The following is a 17719-nucleotide window of genomic DNA, read 5'->3' as shown; positions in this document are numbered from 1 at the left end:
AGGAGTTATTATGGAATTTACAGATATTGCGATGGAATTATCCAAGGAAGCTTGGCAGGCTTCCTTTCATCATCCCTTTATTTTACAGTTGCAAGAGGGGAATTTAGAACCTGCCATTTTCCGCTATTACCTGATTCAGGATGCCTACTATCTGAAGGCCTTCTCAGAAATCTATCACCTTTTGGCTGATAAGACTTCAAACCAAGAGATGAAAAGACTCTTGAAACAAAATGCCCAGAGTCTAGTGGAAGGTGAGTTATTTATCCGCCAACAATTTTTCAAGGAATTGGAAATCAGCGATCAGGAAATGGAGCAACATCCAATCGCTCCAACTTGTTATCATTACATTTCGCACATTTATCGTCAACTTGCAGAGCCAAACTTAGCCATCGCTTTTGCAAGTTTGCTTCCTTGTCCTTGGCTATATCATGATATAGGCAAATCACTTAATCTTAAACCATCACCAAATCTTCTCTACCAACAATGGATTGAAACTTATATTACGGATGAGTTGGAGCAGCAGATCAGAGAGGAAGAAGTTTTGGTCAATCAACTTTATCGAGAAAGTGACGAGACAGACAAGAAAAAAATGCTAGATGCCTTCCACATCAGTGTTCATATGGAAGCCAAGTTTTGGGAAATGGCCTACCAACATCAGACATGGAAGAGCGATTTACAGTCTTTAGAAACAGGAGAAGAATAGTAACATGAGAAATCACCGATTACAAGTTCACAAATTAACCATTTTATCCATGATGATTGCCCTTGATGTAGTCCTTACGCCTATCTTTCGGATTGAGGGTATGGCACCGATGTCCAGTGTAGTTAATATTCTGGCAGGAATCATGATGGGACCTGTTTATGCCTTGGTCATGGCTACAGTCACAGCCTTTATCCGTATGACGACTCAAGGGATTCCGCCTTTAGCACTTACAGGAGCGACTTTTGGAGCCCTTCTTGCAGGTCTCTTTTATAAGTACGGTCGGAAATTTCACTATTCTGCTCTAGGAGAAATTTTGGGAACAGGTATTATTGGTTCTATTGTTTCTTATCCTGTTATGGTACTTTTTACAGGATCGGCTGCTAAGCTTAGCTGGTTTATCTACACTCCTCGATTTTTCGGAGCAACCTTGATTGGTACAGTGATTTCCTTTATTGCCTTTCGATTTTTAATCAAGCAGGAATTCTTTAAAAAAGTGCAAGGATATTTTTTCAGTGAAAGGATAGACTGATGCAGGCATTTACAAATCCCTTTCCTCTAGGCTCTAGTTCCCTAATTCACTGCATCACCAATGAGATTTCTTGTGAGATGCTAGCAAATGGGATTTTGGCTCTGGGATGTAAACCAGTTATGGCAGATGATCCCCGTGAGGTTCTTGATTTTACTAAGCAAAGCCAGGCACTCTTCATCAATTTGGGGCATTTGTCAGCTGAGAAGGAAAAAGCAATCCGTATGGCAGCTTCTTATGCAGATCAAGTTTGTCTTCCAATGGTAGTAGATGCAGTTGGCGTAACAGTTTCATCCATTCGTAAGAGCTTAGTTAAAGACCTTTTAGACTATAGACCTACGGTACTTAAAGGAAATATGTCGGAAATCCGAAGTCTTGTTGGCTTAAAACACCACGGCGTTGGGGTAGATGCGAGTGCTAAAGATCAAGAAACTGAGGATTTGCTTCAAGTCTTGAAAGACTGGTGCCAGATCTATCCAGGTATGTCATTCTTAGTCACAGGCCCTAAGGATCTCATCGTTTCGAAGAATCAGGTCGCTGTACTGGGAAATGGCTGTGCTGAATTAGACTGGATAACAGGGACAGGAGACTTGGTTGGAGCTTTAACAGCTGTTTTTCTCAGCCAAGGAAAGACTGGCTTTGAAGCTTCCTGCCTAGCGGTTTCTTATCTCAATATCTCTGCTGAGAAAATAGTTGTTCAAGGAATGGGATTGGAAGATTTTCGATACCAAGTTCTCAATCAGCTTTCGCTCCTCAAAAGAGATGAAAACTGGCTAGATGCCATTAAAGGAGATATTTATGAATAGAGAGGCACTTAGACTGTATCTGGTAACCAATCGCTATCAAGATTCCTTGGAAAGCTTTCTTGAAAAAGTTGAGAAAGCTTGCCGTTCAGGCGTTACCATAATCCAATTACGAGAAAAAAATCTCACAACCAATCAATATTATCAACTGGCAAAACAAGTCAAGGAAATAACAGATGCCTATCAGGTACCCTTGATAATCGATGATCGTTTGGATGTCTGTCTTGCGGTTGATGCTGCTGGTTTGCATATTGGCGACGATGAATTACCCGTTTCGGTTGCCCGACAAGTCTTGGGCCCTGACAAAATACTTGGTGTCACAGCTAAAACTGTAAAAAGAGCCCTCGAGGCAGAAGAAGGAGGGGCGAATTACTTGGGGACAGGAGCCATTTTCCCGACTACGACCAAGGAAAATGCGCCTATCACCCTGATTTCAACCTTGAAGACAATTTGCCAAAGGGTCGCCATTCCAGTAGTTGCTATTGGCGGCTTGACATCAGAGAATATTGACCAACTTATTGGCACGGGTATAGCTGGTGTAGCTGTAGTGCGTGATTTGATGCAGGCAGAAGATATAAAGGCAAAAACGCAAGCCTTCTTAACAAAGTTGGATGACATTATTTTCTAATTAATACTCAATGAAAATCAAAGAGCAAACTAGGAAGCTAGTCGCAGGTTGCTCAAAGCACAGCTTTGAGGTTGCAGATAAAGCTGACATAGTTTGAAGAGATTTTCTAAGAATATAAAAACTCTCTAATTCCCTTAAAGTGGGAACTAGAGAGTTTTTTTTTAATCTTTAAAGCTTGTATGGTTGACTGGGCCAGAACCATGACCGAGTTGAGGGGCGTCTTGGATGGCTTTCGTGATAAAGGCCTTGGCTTTATTGACTGCTTGATAGAGGGTTTTCCCCTTGGCTAGTTCAGCAGTAATCACTGCAGCAAAGGTACATCCAGTACCATGTGTATGACAGGTTTGAATTCGTGGACTTTCCCAGATAAATTGGTCATCCTTGGTAAAGAGGAAATCCTTAGCACCGCCTTCGAGATGCCCACCTTTGATTACCACAGACTGAGGACCAAATTCTTTTAAAATCAGGCGACCAGCACGCTGCATGTCTTCAGGATCATGGATTGAAAAACCAACAATCTCTTCTGCCTCAGGAAGATTCGGAGTGATAATGGTTGCAAGGGGAAGCAGATTTGTTTTTAGGTAGTCTCTGGCACTGGAATCAATCAGAGTGTCTCCACTAGTAGCGACCATAACAGGATCAAGGACGTAGGGACAATCCAGCTTTTTAAGATAGGGCTGGATGATTTCCATGATTTCAGTAGTTGCCAACATCCCAGTTTTTACAGCCTGAGGCTTGATATCCGAAAAGACACTCTCCAATTGGGCTTTCAACATTTGAGGAGAAACGTGCTCGATTAATTGAACGCCTCTGGTATTTTGAGCGACAAGACTGGTCACAACGGCCATTCCATAGACATCTCTAGCTTGGAACGACTTTAAATCAGCCATAATGCCAGCACCACCACTAGGGTCAGTCCCTGCAATGGTCAAAGCAACGGGTAAATAAGTCATCTAAAACCTCCCAACCAACTGAAGTTTGTATTCTTAAGAACAAGCTAGTCTGTTTTAGAAAGGCAATAGAAGACTGCTAGTCCCCATTATCATTTCCACTTCCATCAGCTAGCATTACCTAGATTGAGTCAAAGGGTCTAACAGTCGTTAATCTCAGCTTTACGCACCCCTAGTGGTTGTTTTCTTTTTTCTTTAGTATAGCATATTTTTATAGTTTATATAGTAAGATTTGATTGAAAATCCTTTATCATAGGGTTAAAATTCTATTTTTCAAAGAAAAAATTAATTTTATAGTTGACAAATGTAGATTTTAAGGGTATACTGATAATTGTAATTGACAAATGTAGATTTTGGAGGTGTGATAATGCAGATTTCAGATGCAGAATGGCAGGTTATGAAGATTATTTGGATGCAAGGAGAGCAGACCAGTACGGATTTGATCAGGGTTCTGGCGGAGCGGTTCGACTGGTCCAAGTCAACCATTCAAACTCTTTTGGCTCGTTTGGTTGAGAAAGAGTGTCTGACAAGGAAAAAAGAAGGCAAGTTCTTTGTCTATTCAGCCCTTTTAACTTTGGACCAAAGTCGGGATTTACTTGTCCAAGATATCAAGGACAAGGTTTGTTCTCGTAGGATTAAGAACTTGTTGGCTGATTTGATTGCTGAATGTGATTTTACTCAGGCTGACTTGGAAGACTTGGAAGCTGTGATTTCTGAGAAGAAATCAAGCGCTGTAACAGAAGTAAAATGTAATTGTATGTAAAGGAGACGTCATGTTAAATAGCATTGTAACCATTATTTGTATTGACCTTATCGCGTTTATCTTGTTTTGGTTTTTCAAAAAGCCTGAAAAATCTGGACAAAAGGCCCAGCAAAAAAACGGCTACCAAGAGATTCGAGTGGATGTCATGGGGGGCTATACGCCTGAGTTGATTATCCTCAAGAAATCAGTGCCAGCCCGCATTGTCTTTGACCGTAAGGACCCTTCACCCTGTCTGGACCAAATTGTTTTTCCAGACTTTGGTGTGCATGCGGACCTGCCTATGGGGGAAGAGTATATAGTGGAAATTACGCCTGAGCAGGCTGGAGAGTATGGTTTCTCTTGTGGCATGAATATGATGCACGGTAAGATGATTGTAGAATAGGAGAATGATATGACTGAAATTGTAAAAGCAAGTCTTGAAAATGGTGTTCAAAAAATCCGTATCACGGCAGACAAAGGCTACCATCCAGCTCATATACAGCTTCAAAAAGGGATTCCAGCTGAGATTACCTTTCATCGAGCAACTCCTTCAAACTGTTACAAGGAAATTTTGTTTGAAGAAGAAGGCATCTTGGAACCAATCGGCGTAGATGAGGAGAAAGTCATTCGTTTTACACCTCAAGAATTAGGTCAACATGAATTTTCTTGTGGTATGAAGATGCAAAAGGGAAGTTATACAGTTGTTGAGAAGACTCGAAAATCTCTATCACTTTTACAGCGTTTTTGGATTACTAGTATCTTTACTGTGCCTCTTGTAATCCTCATGATTGGGATGTCGACAGGAGGAATTAGTCACCAAGTCATGCGTTGGGGCACCTTTTTAGCCACAACACCGATTATGCTAGTAGCAGGTGGTCCTTATATCCAAAGTGCTTGGGCTAGTTTTAAAAAGCACAATGCCAACATGGATACCTTGGTTGCTCTGGGAACCCTAGTGGCCTATTTCTATAGCTTAGTTGCCCTCTTCGCTGGTCTCCCCGTTTACTTTGAAAGTGCTGCCTTTATCTTCTTCTTCGTTCTTATGGGAGCCGTTTTTGAGGAGAAAATGCGGAAAAATACTTCCCAAGCTGTGGAGAAATTACTTGACTTGCAGGCTAAAACTGCAGAAGTCTTGCGTGAGGATAACTATGTTCAAGTCCCTTTGGAGCAAGTCAAGGTAGGTGACCTGATTCGAGTGCGTCCCGGTGAAAAGATTGCGGTTGATGGTGTCGTAGTAGAAGGTATCTCTAGTATTGATGAGTCTATGGTGACAGGTGAGAGTCTGCCTGTGGACAAGACAGTTGGAGATACCGTCATTGGTTCAACCATCAATAATAGTGGAACACTTGTTTTTAGAGCAGAAAAAGTTGGTTCAGAGACTGTTTTGGCTCAGATTGTGGATTTTGTGAAGAAAGCTCAGACAAGTCGTGCGCCGATTCAGGACTTGACGGATAAAATTTCAGGGATTTTTGTCCCAGCAGTTGTCATTTTAGGGATTGTGACCTTTTGGGTTTGGTTCGTCTTGCTCAGGGATAGTGTAGTTGTGCTTGGAGCGAGCTTTGTGTCTTCGCTTCTCTATGGAGTAGCAGTTCTGATTATTGCCTGCCCTTGTGCATTGGGACTTGCAACACCGACAGCCCTTATGGTGGGGACAGGTCGCAGTGCCAAGATGGGAGTTCTCCTCAAAAATGGAACGGTTCTACAGGAAATCCAGAAAGTTCAAACTATTGTCTTTGATAAGACCGGGACTTTGACTGAAGGGAAACCTGTGGTCACAGATATCATCGGCGACGAAGTAGAAGTGCTTGGATTGGCAGCTTCCTTGGAAGAAGCTTCTCAACACCCACTGGCTGAAGCCGTTGTGAAACGAGCGAGTGAAGCTGGACTTGAGCTTCACACTGTGGAAAATTTCCAAGCCTTGCACGGAAAAGGTGTTTCAGGGCAAATCAATGGAAAACAAGTTCTGCTTGGAAATGCTAAAATGCTGGATGGCATGGATATTTCTAGCATTTATCAAGAAAAACTAGAACAACTGGAAAAAGAAGCTAAGACAGTTGTGTTCTTGGCTGTTGAGAATGAAATCAAAGGCTTGCTTGCTCTGCAAGATATTCCTAAGGAAAATGCTAAGCTTGCCATCAGTCAGTTGAAAAAACGAGGTCTTAAAACAGTCATGCTGACAGGAGACAATGCTGGTGTGGCGCGTGCTATTGCAGATCAGATTGGAATCGAAGAGGTCATTGCAGGTGTCTTACCAGAAGAAAAAGCCCATGAAATTCATAAACTACAAGTGTCTGGCAAAGTAGCCTTTGTTGGTGATGGCATCAATGATGCTCCTGCTCTTAGTGTAGCAGATGTGGGGATTGCTATGGGAGCTGGAACAGATATCGCCATCGAGTCAGCAGATTTGGTGTTGACAACTAATAACCTCCTAGGAGTGGTTCGTGCCTTTGACATGAGTAAGAAAACCTTTAATCGAATTCTGCTCAATCTTTTCTGGGCCTTTATCTACAATGTCGCCGGAATTCCGATTGCAGCAGGAGTCTTTTCAGGTGTTGGACTGGCCCTCAATCCAGAACTGGCGGGTCTAGCTATGGCCTTTAGTTCTGTATCCGTTCTGACTAGTTCACTCTTACTAAACTTTAGTAAAATAGATTAAAAGCGGGCTTGCTCGCTTTTTATTATAAAACAGAAGCTAAAAACGTTTTCAAACTGTACTGTAATAGAGAATAAAAACTTCTGAGCAGATTCTTAGTAAAGTCAAAATAAATGTGATAAATTAGTATTGTAAAAATTTACTGAAACGTTTTCAAAAACTATATGAAACCTTTTTTAGTAGATTTAAAAATATTTGAAGGAGAGTTATCATTATGACTCAAGGGAAAATTACTGCATCTGCAGCAATGCTTAATGTATTGAAAACATGGGGCGTAGACACAATCTACGGTATCCCATCAGGAACACTCAGCTCATTGATGGATGCTTTGGCTGAAGACAAAGATATCCGTTTCTTGCAAGTTCGCCACGAAGAAACAGGTGCTCTTGCAGCGGTTATGCAAGCTAAATTCGGTGGCTCAATCGGGGTTGCAGTTGGTTCAGGTGGTCCAGGTGCGACTCACTTGATTAACGGTGTTTACGATGCAGCTATGGATAACACTCCATTCCTAGCAATCCTTGGATCACGTCCAGTTAACGAATTGAACATGGATGCTTTCCAAGAATTGAACCAAAACCCAATGTACAATGGTATCGCTGTATATAACAAACGTGTAGCTTACGCTGAGCAATTGCCAAAAGTAATTGACGAAGCTTGCCGTGCTGCAGTTTCTAAAAAAGGTCCAGCTGTTGTTGAAATCCCAGTAAACTTCGGTTTCCAAGAAATCGACGAAAACTCATACTATGGATCAGGTTCATACGAGCGTTCATTCATCGCTCCTGCTTTGAACGAAGTTGAAATCGACAAAGCTGTTGAAATCTTGAACAATGCTGAACGTCCAGTTATCTATGCTGGTTACGGTGGTGTGAAAGCTGGTGAAGTGATCACTGAATTGTCACGTAAAATCAAAGCACCAATCATCACAACTGGTAAAAACTTTGAAGCTTTCGAATGGAACTATGAAGGTTTGACAGGTTCTGCTTACCGTGTTGGTTGGAAACCAGCCAACGAAGTGGTCTTTGAAGCAGACACAGTTCTTTTCCTTGGTTCAAACTTCCCATTTGCTGAAGTTTATGAAGCATTCAAGAACACTGAAAAATTCATCCAAGTTGATATTGACCCTTACAAACTTGGTAAACGTCACGCCCTTGACGCTTCAATCCTTGGTGACGCAGGTCAAGCAGCGAAAGCAATCCTTGACAAAGTGAATCCAGTTGAATCTACTCCATGGTGGCGTGCAAACGTTAAGAACAACCAAAACTGGCGTGATTACATGAACAAACTCGAAGGTAAAACTGAGGGTGAATTGCAATTGTATCAAGTTTACAATGCAATCAACAAACATGCTGATCAAGACGCTATCTATTCAATCGACGTAGGTGACACTACTCAAACATCTACTCGTCACCTTCACATGACACCTAAGAACATGTGGCGTACATCTCCACTCTTTGCGACAATGGGTATTGCCCTTCCTGGTGGTATCGCTGCTAAGAAAGACAATCCAGATCGCCAAGTATGGAACATCATGGGTGACGGTGCATTCAATATGTGCTACCCAGACGTTATCACAAACGTTCAATACGACCTTCCAGTTATCAACGTTGTCTTCTCAAATGGTAAATATGCCTTCATCAAGGACAAATACGAAGACACAAACAAACACTTGTTTGGTTGTGACTTCCCTAATGCTGACTATGCGAAAATCGCTGAAGCTCAAGGAGCTGTTGGATTTACAGTTGACCGTATCGAAGACATCGATGCAGTTGTTGCAGAAGCTGTTAAATTGAGCAAAGAAGGTAAAACTGTTGTTATCGATGCTCGCATCACTCCACACCGTCCACTTCCAGTAGAAGTACTTGAATTGGATCCAAAACTTCACTCAGAAGAAGCAATCAAAGCCTTCAAGGAAAAATACGAAGCAGAAGAACTCGTACCATTCCGCCTCTTCTTGGAAGAAGAAGGTTTGCAATCACGCGCAATTAAATAATTCCTCTCGTCGAAAATCAAATGTAAACTGTGTTATCTTCACCTTGCCGTACTTCAGTACTGCCTGCGGTTCGATGCCTTGTTTATTCTTTGATTTTCTTAGAGCGAAACTTAAAAAGATCGGAGCAATCCGGTCTTTTTATGGAGGATAGTAAATGAATTTAAATCAATTAGATATTATCGTTTCCGATGTTCCCCAAGTCTGTGCTGACTTGGAGCGTATTTTGGGTAAAAAGTCCGATTATGTTGATGACAGTTTTGCTCAGTTTACGATTGGCAGTCACTGTCTGATGTTGTCCCAAAATCATTTGATTCCTTTGGAAGATTTTCAGTCAGGAATCATTCTTCATATCGAGGTTGAGGATCTAAATCAGAATTACCAACGTTTAAAAGAGATCGGTGTCGAGATTTTACACGGTATTTGTGAAACGGATTGGGGAACAGAGTCCTTATTAGTTAAAGGTCCTGCTGGTCTAGTGATTGATTTTTATCGTATGAAATAGGACATAGTAGAGTTTGATCGCCAACAAAAGTTATAGCATAAGAAGGGTTTTATTCACTATTTTTATAAAATCTTCTCCCTACTTTATATAATAGGAAAAAGAGTTCAATAAGACCTAGCTTTTTGCTATAATGAGGGGAGAAAAATCAGACAGGAGATCGACATGTCAGAACCATTATTTTTACAATCAGTTATGCAAGAAAAAATCTGGGGTGGTACCAAGCTACGTGATGAGTTTGGCTACGACATCCCAAGTGAAAAAATCGGAGAATATTGGGCCATCTCAGCCCATCCAAATGGTGTCTCTAAAGTTGCCAATGGTCGCTACGAGGGAACAGATCTTGCTACTTTATATGCAGAGCACCGTGAATTGTTTGGCAATCGTCCAGAACCTGTATTTCCACTGTTGACTAAGATTCTGGATGCTAACGACTGGCTCAGTGTTCAAGTTCATCCAGACGATGCTTACGGACTCGAGCATGAAGGCGAACTTGGAAAAACAGAATGCTGGTACATCATCGCTGCGGATGAAGGTTCAGAGATTATCTATGGTCACAATGCCAAGTCAAAAGAAGAACTCCGCCAGCAAATTGAGGACAAGAACTGGGATGCCTTGCTTACCAAAGTACCTGTTAAGGCTGGAGATTTCTTCTATGTTCCAAGTGGCACCATGCATGCTATCGGAGCAGGCATCTTGATTCTTGAAACCCAGCAGTCTAGTGACACCACCTATCGTGTCTATGACTTTGACCGTAAGGATGATAATGGTAACTTGCGTGAACTTCACCTTGAAAAATCCATTGATGTCTTGAACATTGGTGAGCCTGCAAATAGCCGTCCTGTAACTGTTAAAGCAGATGATTTGCGTTCCACTCTCCTTGTATCCAATGATTTCTTTGCAGTTTACAAGTGGGAAATTACTGGAAAAGTTGACTTCGAAAAGACAGCTGACTACAGCTTATTCAGTGTCTTAGCTGGTCAAGGTCAGCTTACTGTTGACGGGAAAAACTATCCAATTCAAAAAGGTAGCCACTTTATCCTACCAAGTGATGTAGAAGCTTGGACCTTGGAAGGACAAGATTTGGAATTGATTGTTAGCCATCCATAAAAAAGAAAGGGCTTGAGTTTATTACTCAAGTCCTTTTTGATTACATAAATTGGGCGATGAAAACCACGATGATGATGATTGGAATGATGAAACGAAGAAGGAAGAGCCAGACTTGGAACAGTCCCTGTTTCCATGCTGTTTCATCGAGATGGAGTTCCTCCATTGCAAGAGCCTTTTTAAAGATATAGCCTGTAAAGAGTGAAAGGCAGAGAGCTCCAAATGGCATAAGGAGATTGGAAACCAAGAAGTCCATAGCGTCAAAGAAGGTCTTCCCAAAGATGTGAACATCCGCCATGACACCGTAAGATAGGGCTGAAGGAATTCCAAAGACAAAGGTCAAGATTCCTAAAATGGCACTCCATTTGGCACGTTTGCTGTTGTCCTGATTGGTGATATTGCCCACATTGATTTCCAGCATAACGACAGAAGAAGTGACTGTCGCAAAGAGGAAGAGCAAGAGGAAGAGGATGTAGAAAATGGTTCCAAAAGGCATCTTGTCAAAGAGTTGAGGCAAGACGATAAAGAGCAGGCTCGGTCCTCCTTCAGATTGGATATTGAAGGCTGACATGGCTGGGAAAATGGCTAGACCCGCCATGATGGATACCGAGATGTTCATGGCTACAATAGAAATTCCTGACTGGACCAGATTGGTTTTCTTATCCAAGTAAGAAGCATAGGTCAGCATGGCTGTAACCCCTAGTGAGAGGGCAAAGAAAGATTGTCCCAGAGCATAGAGGAGACCAGCACTGGTCAGTTTTGAAAAGTCTGGTTTGAGGAAGTAAAGAACCCCTTCCATGGCATTTGGCAAACTGAGAGAGCGTCCGATGATGACGACAAAGATGATAAAGAGCAGAGGCATCATGACTTTCGATGCTCTTTCAATCCCTTTTTGAACACCACGTGATACAATAAAGATGTTCAATAAGATAAAGGCCGCTTGAGCTCCTAGAGCAATGGCTGGATTTGAAATGATTGAAGTAAATAACTGAGCATAATCACCCGTTCCACCAAGTTGGAACAATTTTCCAAACTCAATGCCTAGATAGACTAAAATCCAGCCCCCAATAACACTGTAAAACGATAAAAGGATAAAGAGGGCAAAGGCACCAATCCAACCGATAAAGTTATAATTGCTATTCTTGCCGAGTTTTCCAAAGGTTTTGATAGCTGAAACACCAGCACTTCGGCCGAGGGCAAACTCAGCTAGCAAAAGGGGGAAACCGATTAAAATAGTGGAAATGAGAAAGACCAGTAAAAAGCCTCCTCCACCGTTAGCAGCAGTCATGTAGGGGAATTTCCAAACGGCACCAAGTCCGATGGCTGAACCAGCAGATGCTAGGATAAAGCCCAGTTTAGAACCCCATTGAGATTTTTCAGACATAGTTAAACTCCTAAAATTAGTATTACAAAAGAAAAAGCTACTGCCCTTGGCAAATAGCCTCATAAGTACTCAAAATGAGCGTTTCTTTTGATTGATAGACTTGACTATCCTATCATGTTTTCTAAGGTCTGTCAAGAAAACCATTTTCATGTTATGATAAAGTAAAAAATTTCGCAAAAACGCTTGACTCTGACCTGAGGGGAGGGGTTATACTATCAATGTAATACTCTTCGAAAATCAAATTCAAACCACGTCAGCGTCGCCTTACCGTACTCAAGTACAGCCTGCGGCTAGCTTCCTAGTTTGCTCTTTGATTTTCATTGAGTATAAGGAGGAAATAATGTACCATATAAAAGAAGCTGCGCAGCTTTCGGGCGTCTCTGTCAAGACCCTACACCACTACGATAAGATAGGACTTTTGGTTCCTTTAAAGTCGGAAAACGGCTATCGAACCTACAGTCAGGAGGATTTGGAACGCCTTCAGGTTATTCTTTATTACAAATATCTAGGTTTTTCTTTAGAAAAAATAGCAGAGCTATTAAAGGAAGAAAGGGAAGATTTATTGCCTCATTTGACCAGGCAGTTGGACTATTTGACTCGAGAAAGGGAACATCTGGATACCTTGATTTCAACCTTGCAAAAAACCATTCAAGAACAAAAAGGAGAAAGAGAAATGAGCATTCAAGAGAAATTTGCTGGATTTAACTACCAAGACCATCAAAAATACCACCAAGAGGCGGTAGAGAAATATGGACAAGAAGTGATGGACCAAGCGCTCGAGCGCCAAAAAGGTCACGAAGACGAAGCTACGGCTGCCTTCAATCAAGTATTTCGATCCTTGTCACAAAATCTTCAAGCTGGACTGCCTGTAACAGCAACAGAAAACCAAGAAGAAGCTGCTAAACTCTTGCAAGCTATTCGTACTTATGGATTTGACTGCTCTATTGAGGTATTCGGTCATATCGGTAAAGGCTACGTCTATAACCCAGAGTTTAAGGAAAACATTGACAAATTTGGAACTGGCACTGCCCAGTATACATCAGATGTCATTGCCCACTATGTCCAAACTCAGACAAAATAAAATCGGAGGAGTGATCTTCCGATTTTTTCTAAATTCAAGCACTACTTGCTTAATAATTTTTCTACTACATTTAGTTTTCGCATGGTCAAATCTACATTGAAAAGCTTTTCAAGATAGTTGGTATGGAGTTTCTTTTGTTTTGCAGTTCTAGGGAGATAGAGGTAAAGACAATGGTTACCGATACAAATTTCTTCTTCACCGTAATCAATTTTCAATTTTTCTAAAGGGAGACTTTTAATAGATTCTTGATAAAAAATCACGTGTATACGGTCATAAAGATAGTGTTCTCCAAACGGGTTTTCTTGGACAATTTTTTTAAAATCACTTTTGTTCTTGATTACCATTTTTAAGTCAGCACCAATATTTTCATTTATTAGAGTATGGACACGTTCTCGTATTTTTTCTAAATCTAAGTCACTTTCAAGAATGATATTCCCACTTTGAATATAGGTTCGAACTTGTTGAAAACCAGCTTCTATCAAGATATCTACTAGATAAGACATTTTAGGGATAGCATTTTTTCCATTAGGAGTAACTCCCCTTAACAAGATAATATGTTCCAAAGTAGTTCCTTTCTTTTGGGGCTGATTTAGCCATTGAATAATTTAGATTTAGATTGGGTTTGATCCCGCCACCCAACCAGTGCAGAGGGCAGAAGTGATGTTAAACCCACCTGTGTGGGCATTGATATCCAGTACCTCGCCCGCAAAGTGGAGGCCAGGGACCAGCTTACTTTCTAGAGTTTTAGGATTGATTTCCTTGAGACTGACGCCACCCTTGGTAACAAATGACTTGGCAAGAGACATTTTACCAGTTACAGGAATTTTAAGTTCCTTGATGGACAGGTGAAGTTGATCGCATTCTTTTTCAGTCAACTGTTTGACTTTTTCAGGATAGCCTTGCACAAAAAATTCTGCCAAGCGTTCTGGCAACAAGGTTCTTAAAGCATTTTTTAGAGATTTTTCCCTATTTTCTTCTAGAAATGTAGCCAAGTCCTTCTCAGAAAGTTGAGGCAAAACATCTAGCGAGAGAACCTCCCCACCCTTGACAAAACTAGACATACGCAGGGCAGCAGGACCAGATAAACCAAAGTGGGTAAAGAGCAAATCGTGAGTGATGACATGCTTGTCATAACTTAGGGTCACGTCATCTAAGGAAATTCCCTGTAAGGCCTTATGTGGAAAATCTGTGAACAAAGAACTTTCAGCGGCTTCAAGCTCGGTAATGGTGTGTTTAAAATGACGGGCAATCTCATGACCAAAACCAGTCGAACCAGTAGAAGGATAGGATTTACCACCTGTTGTGACAATGAGCTTCTCACAAGTGAAGCTTTGGTCTGCGGACTTAAGGACAAACTGGTTGTCGTTTTTTTTAACCGAAACAATTTCGGTTTGAGTAGCAACTTGACCACCGAGCTCAGTGATTTTCTTTTCCAAGGCTTCGATAATGGTACGAGACTTGTCGCTGGCCGGAAAGACGCGCCCGTGATCCTCGACCTTAAGTTTAACACCATTTTCTGTAAAAAAGTTGATGATATCATGGTTATCAAATTGGGAGAAGACACTGTAGAGAAAGCGCCCATTTCCAGGGATTCCAGCTAGTAGGTCGTCTAGAGTTCCGTTGTTGGTTACATTGCAACGTCCCCCACCTGTCCCAGCTAATTTTTTGCCAAGTTTCCGATTTTTTTCGATGAGGAGGGTTTTCTGACCATAAAAGCTACTGGAAATTGTAGCCATCATGCCAGCAGGTCCTCCACCGATGACGATAGTATCAAAATGTTTCATAGCTCTATTGTACCACAAAAAAACAAGAGATGATGGTCACCTCTTGTCAAGAATGCAATTAATCAATTTCATACCCCATCAGCAAACCACCATCTTCTGCATAGAAACTGCAGAGACCAGATGTTGGGAGAATTTTAATATCCGCTTGTGGAAAATTCTCACGTATTCGGTCTGAAAGCTGTTGGCAACATTTCTCGTTATTGCGTTGAGCCATGACAATACGACCACCAGCATATCCTGCTTTTACTAACTCATCATAGGCAGCTTGAACTGATTTCTTTGGTCCTCGTGCTTTTTGTAGCAATTCGAGAGTTCCAGTTTCACTAGCTTCTCCGACCATACGGATATTTAGAAGGCCAACGACCGTACCGATAAGCTTGCTCAAACGGCCGTTCTTCACCAAGTTATCGACTTTGGCTAGGACAAAAAGTAACTTGGTTTTTTCTTGATAGGCAGTGATAGCTTCAACTACTTCTTCAAAAGACAAGCCCTGGTCAATCAAATCATTTAATTTTTCTACGAGCAAGTCAACTTCCCCACCAGCAGACAAACTATCAATTACATGAATCTTAGTGTCAGGATGTTCTTCCAGATAAATATTCTTTGCTAGTTGAGCACTATTGTGACTGCCAGAGAGAGTACCTGTGATGGTTACTAGGAAAATGTTTTTGGCTCCTTCAAATGCTCGCAAATAATCATCTGGGCTTGGACAAGCTGATTTTGAAGCTTCTGCAGTTGCATACATGGTTTCCATCATTTGGTCAATGTCAAGATTGGCATCATCAACAAAGACCTGATCAGCTACTTGAATGGTTAAGGGGACACTTACAAAGGTCGTGTCAATAGCTGGTCTTGCAAGCTGACGATAATCACAACCAGAGTCAGCAATAATCTTCCAAGTCATAGAAATTCTCCATCTTTGTCAGTTATACATTGACAAAGGTTCTGTCTTTTTTTACAATTATATCATGAAAGCCCTTGAAACAAAAGCCTCATCCGTCTGTTGTGACAAGTAGAAAGAAAATGTTATGTCTGAACGTAGAATCTCTGAAAAGTCTCTTGAAAATCTCAGAAAATCAAACCAAGAATCCAATTTATTAACTAGAGAAGCCATCGAAACAGCCCTCTTGCAGCTCTTGGAAAAAAAGGACTTGACCAAGATTAGTATTTCTGAATTGGTCAAACGTGCAGGCGTTTCTCGTGCAGCCTTTTACCGTAATTATGATTCCAAAGAGGAGATTTTAGAAAGCGTCTTTAAACGAACTGTCCACAATATTATGGAACAGTTGCATCATTATGATTTAAAGACAGACCTTTATCTGGTCTGGGTTCACCTTTTCCGAGAGGCCAGAAAGGAAGCCAGAGTGATTCAATTGGCCTTGGATTACCATCTGGAAAAAATCTTTGTCCAAGCCATGCAGGAATTTTTAGAAAAATACCATGGGAAATCAAAAGGTGTCAGCTCTTATCTTCATTCCTTTTGGAGCTCGGCCATCGTTTCTGTCCTTCTAAAATGGATCAAGGATGGCATGAAGGTACCAGCTGAAAAGATTGCAGATTTAGGTTTACCATTTTTTAAAAAATAGAGAAAAAGGAGAAGAGATATGACTGAAAAAAGACTAGCATGGGATGAGTATTTTGCAGCCCAAGCCTTACTAATTGCCAATCGTTCCACTTGTAAACGTGCCAAAGTGGGCGCAATTTTGGTAAAGGATAATAAAGTTATTTCCACTGGTTATAATGGTTCGGTGTCAGGGACTGAGCATTGTATTGATCACGAATGTCTGGTCATCGAAGGTCACTGTGTTCGCACTCTTCACGCAGAGGTTAATGCCATTCTCCAAGGTGCAGAACGTGGGGTTCCCAAAGGCTTTACAGCCTATGTGACCCACTTTCCATGTCTAAACTGTACAAAACAATTGCTTCAGGTTGGTTGCAAGCGTGTGGTTTATATCAACCAGTACAGAATGGACGACTACGCCCAATACCTTTATCAAGAAAAAGGGACAGAATTGACTCATTTACCACTTGAGACAGTACAGACAGCTCTTAAAGAGGCTGATCTAATGTAAAAAATATCAAAAATAAATGGTTTAGAAAGATTTTTAAACCGTTTTTTGGTATAATAAGAAGAATAAATTGAAAGAAGGAATTCCAAAAATGGGAAAAATTGAAGTTATTAATCATCCACTGATTCAACACAAATTGTCAATCTTACGTCGTACAGATACTTCTACAAAAGCTTTCCGTGAGCTAGTAGATGAGATTGCAATGTTGATGGGATATGAAGTACTTCGTGATCTTCCACTAGAAGATGTGGAAATCGAAACACCAATCACAAAAACAGTTCAAAAACAATTGGCTGGTAAGAAATTGGCTATCGTTCCAATCTTGCGTGCAGGTATCGGGATGGTTGATGGACTTTTGAGCTTGGTTCCAGCTGCTAAAGTTGGCCACATCGGTATGTACCGTGATGAAGAAACGCTTCAACCAGTTGAGTACTTGGTGAAATTGCCTGAAGATATTGACCAACGTCAAATTTTTGTGGTAGACCCAATGTTGGCAACAGGTGGCTCAGCAATCTTGGCTGTTGATTCTCTTAAAAAACGTGGCGCATCAAATATCAAATTTGTCTGCCTTGTATCTGCTCCAGAAGGTGTTAAAGCCCTTCAAGAAGCTCATCCAGATGTAGAAATCTTTACAGCAGCCTTGGATGAACGCTTGAACGAACACGGTTATATCGTTCCAGGTCTTGGAGATGCTGGGGACCGCTTGTTCGGTACAAAATAAAATAAAAAAGAGATTGACTTGGAAAAGGATTTCCAGTCACGAAAGGAGGTTGAATTTTTGTTTCTGTCTAATGAAAACA

Annotated in this window: 19 protein-coding genes and 1 riboswitch; of the genes, 14 read left to right on the top strand and 5 right to left on the bottom strand. The window is 41.2% G+C overall.

The window, feature by feature from the left end; translation table 11 throughout:
• The first annotated feature begins 10 nt into the window (after positions 1–10).
• From tenA to thiE, 4 genes are read left to right on the top strand one after another with little or no spacing between them, the layout of a single operon-like run.
• Positions 11–703 carry a thiaminase II gene (gene tenA, locus TZ91_RS05445; protein WP_033687210.1) on the top strand — a complete coding sequence of 231 codons (693 nt, stop codon included), beginning with the start codon at positions 11–13 and terminating at the stop codon, positions 701–703.
• Positions 704–707: 4 nt separating this feature from the next.
• Positions 708–1232 carry an energy coupling factor transporter S component ThiW gene (thiW, locus tag TZ91_RS05440; protein WP_033687208.1) on the top strand — a complete coding sequence of 175 codons (525 nt, stop codon included), beginning with the start codon at positions 708–710 and terminating at the stop codon, positions 1230–1232.
• Positions 1232–2035 carry a hydroxyethylthiazole kinase gene (gene thiM / locus TZ91_RS05435; protein WP_033687207.1) on the top strand — a complete coding sequence of 268 codons (804 nt, stop codon included), beginning with the start codon at positions 1232–1234 and terminating at the stop codon, positions 2033–2035. The genes thiW and thiM overlap by 1 nt, the downstream gene beginning before the upstream one ends.
• Positions 2028–2660 (top strand): thiamine phosphate synthase, encoded by a 633-nt coding sequence (thiE, locus tag TZ91_RS05430; protein WP_033687206.1) that lies wholly within the window; start codon positions 2028–2030, stop codon positions 2658–2660. Before thiM ends, thiE begins: the two co-directional genes overlap by 8 nt.
• A 161-nt stretch (positions 2661–2821) precedes the next feature.
• Here thiE and thiD read toward each other — a convergent pair whose 3' ends face one another.
• Positions 2822–3613, bottom strand: coding sequence for a bifunctional hydroxymethylpyrimidine kinase/phosphomethylpyrimidine kinase (thiD, locus tag TZ91_RS05425; RefSeq protein WP_033687204.1), 792 nt, complete (start codon positions 3611–3613; stop codon positions 2822–2824).
• 83 nt (positions 3614–3696) lie between these two features.
• Positions 3697–3794, bottom strand: a riboswitch (TPP riboswitch).
• A gap of 183 nt (positions 3795–3977) precedes the next feature.
• On the opposite strand from thiD, the gene TZ91_RS05420 reads away from it, so the two are divergent.
• The 6 genes from TZ91_RS05420 (at position 3978) to manA (ending at position 10604) form a co-directional block, all read left to right on the top strand.
• Positions 3978–4373 carry a CopY/TcrY family copper transport repressor gene (locus TZ91_RS05420; RefSeq protein WP_001167197.1) on the top strand — a complete coding sequence of 132 codons (396 nt, stop codon included), beginning with the start codon at positions 3978–3980 and terminating at the stop codon, positions 4371–4373.
• A gap of 10 nt (positions 4374–4383) precedes the next feature.
• Positions 4384–4755 (top strand): cupredoxin domain-containing protein, encoded by a 372-nt coding sequence (locus TZ91_RS05415; RefSeq protein WP_033687202.1) that lies wholly within the window; start codon positions 4384–4386, stop codon positions 4753–4755.
• Between the two features lie 9 nt (positions 4756–4764).
• A complete protein-coding gene (locus TZ91_RS05410) occupies positions 4765–7008 on the top strand; it encodes a heavy metal translocating P-type ATPase (protein WP_045597169.1) in 2244 nt (747 codons plus the stop codon).
• Positions 7009–7219: 211 nt separating this feature from the next.
• Positions 7220–8995, top strand: coding sequence for a pyruvate oxidase (gene spxB, locus TZ91_RS05405; protein ID WP_004261620.1), 1776 nt, complete (start codon positions 7220–7222; stop codon positions 8993–8995).
• 154 nt (positions 8996–9149) lie between these two features.
• Positions 9150–9497, top strand: a complete 348-nt coding sequence (locus TZ91_RS05400) for a VOC family protein (RefSeq protein ID WP_033687201.1) — start codon at positions 9150–9152, stop codon at positions 9495–9497.
• A gap of 162 nt (positions 9498–9659) precedes the next feature.
• Complete coding sequence (gene manA, locus TZ91_RS05395; protein WP_033687200.1) at positions 9660–10604, top strand: mannose-6-phosphate isomerase, class I; 945 nt, start codon at positions 9660–9662, stop codon at positions 10602–10604.
• A 40-nt stretch (positions 10605–10644) separates the two neighbouring features.
• On the opposite strand, the gene TZ91_RS05390 is transcribed toward manA, so the two are convergent.
• Positions 10645–11985 carry a sodium-dependent transporter gene (locus tag TZ91_RS05390; RefSeq protein ID WP_033687199.1) on the bottom strand — a complete coding sequence of 447 codons (1341 nt, stop codon included), beginning with the start codon at positions 11983–11985 and terminating at the stop codon, positions 10645–10647.
• A 340-nt stretch (positions 11986–12325) separates the two neighbouring features.
• Between TZ91_RS05390 and TZ91_RS05385 the strand changes: the two genes are divergently transcribed.
• On the top strand, positions 12326–13066 hold the full coding sequence (locus TZ91_RS05385; protein WP_033687198.1) for a MerR family transcriptional regulator: 741 nt from the start codon (positions 12326–12328) through the stop codon (positions 13064–13066).
• Between the two features lie 41 nt (positions 13067–13107).
• Here TZ91_RS05385 and TZ91_RS05380 read toward each other — a convergent pair whose 3' ends face one another.
• The 3 genes from TZ91_RS05380 to TZ91_RS05370 are packed head-to-tail and all read right to left on the bottom strand — an operon-like array spanning position 13108 to position 15754.
• The gene (locus tag TZ91_RS05380; protein WP_033687195.1) at positions 13108–13629 is read right to left on the bottom strand and encodes a DUF1697 domain-containing protein; all 522 of its coding nucleotides are present in this window, start codon (positions 13627–13629) and stop codon (positions 13108–13110) included.
• Between the two features lie 48 nt (positions 13630–13677).
• Positions 13678–14850 (bottom strand): aminoacetone oxidase, encoded by a 1173-nt coding sequence (gene aao, locus TZ91_RS05375; RefSeq protein ID WP_033687224.1) that lies wholly within the window; start codon positions 14848–14850, stop codon positions 13678–13680.
• Between the two features lie 58 nt (positions 14851–14908).
• Positions 14909–15754, bottom strand: a complete 846-nt coding sequence (locus TZ91_RS05370; protein ID WP_033687193.1) for a DegV family protein — start codon at positions 15752–15754, stop codon at positions 14909–14911.
• Positions 15755–15878: 124 nt separating this feature from the next.
• Between TZ91_RS05370 and TZ91_RS05365 the strand changes: the two genes are divergently transcribed.
• The 3 genes from TZ91_RS05365 to upp all read left to right on the top strand — a co-directional run bounded on the left by TZ91_RS05365 (position 15879) and on the right by upp (position 17640).
• Positions 15879–16436, top strand: coding sequence for a TetR/AcrR family transcriptional regulator (locus TZ91_RS05365; RefSeq protein ID WP_000004135.1), 558 nt, complete (start codon positions 15879–15881; stop codon positions 16434–16436).
• A gap of 18 nt (positions 16437–16454) precedes the next feature.
• Positions 16455–16922: a deoxycytidylate deaminase gene (locus TZ91_RS05360; RefSeq protein WP_000136976.1), complete on the top strand. Its 468-nt coding sequence runs from the start codon at positions 16455–16457 to the stop codon at positions 16920–16922.
• Positions 16923–17010: 88 nt separating this feature from the next.
• Complete coding sequence (upp, locus tag TZ91_RS05355) at positions 17011–17640, top strand: uracil phosphoribosyltransferase (protein ID WP_000515974.1); 630 nt, start codon at positions 17011–17013, stop codon at positions 17638–17640.
• Positions 17641–17719 lie beyond the last annotated feature (79 nt).

Source organism: Streptococcus mitis, assembly GCF_000960025.1.
Classification (GTDB): Bacteria; Bacillota; Bacilli; order Lactobacillales; family Streptococcaceae; genus Streptococcus; species Streptococcus mitis_DH.
The sequence above is the reverse complement of the archived record's forward strand: the minus strand, read 5'-3'. Positions and strand labels throughout refer to the sequence as shown.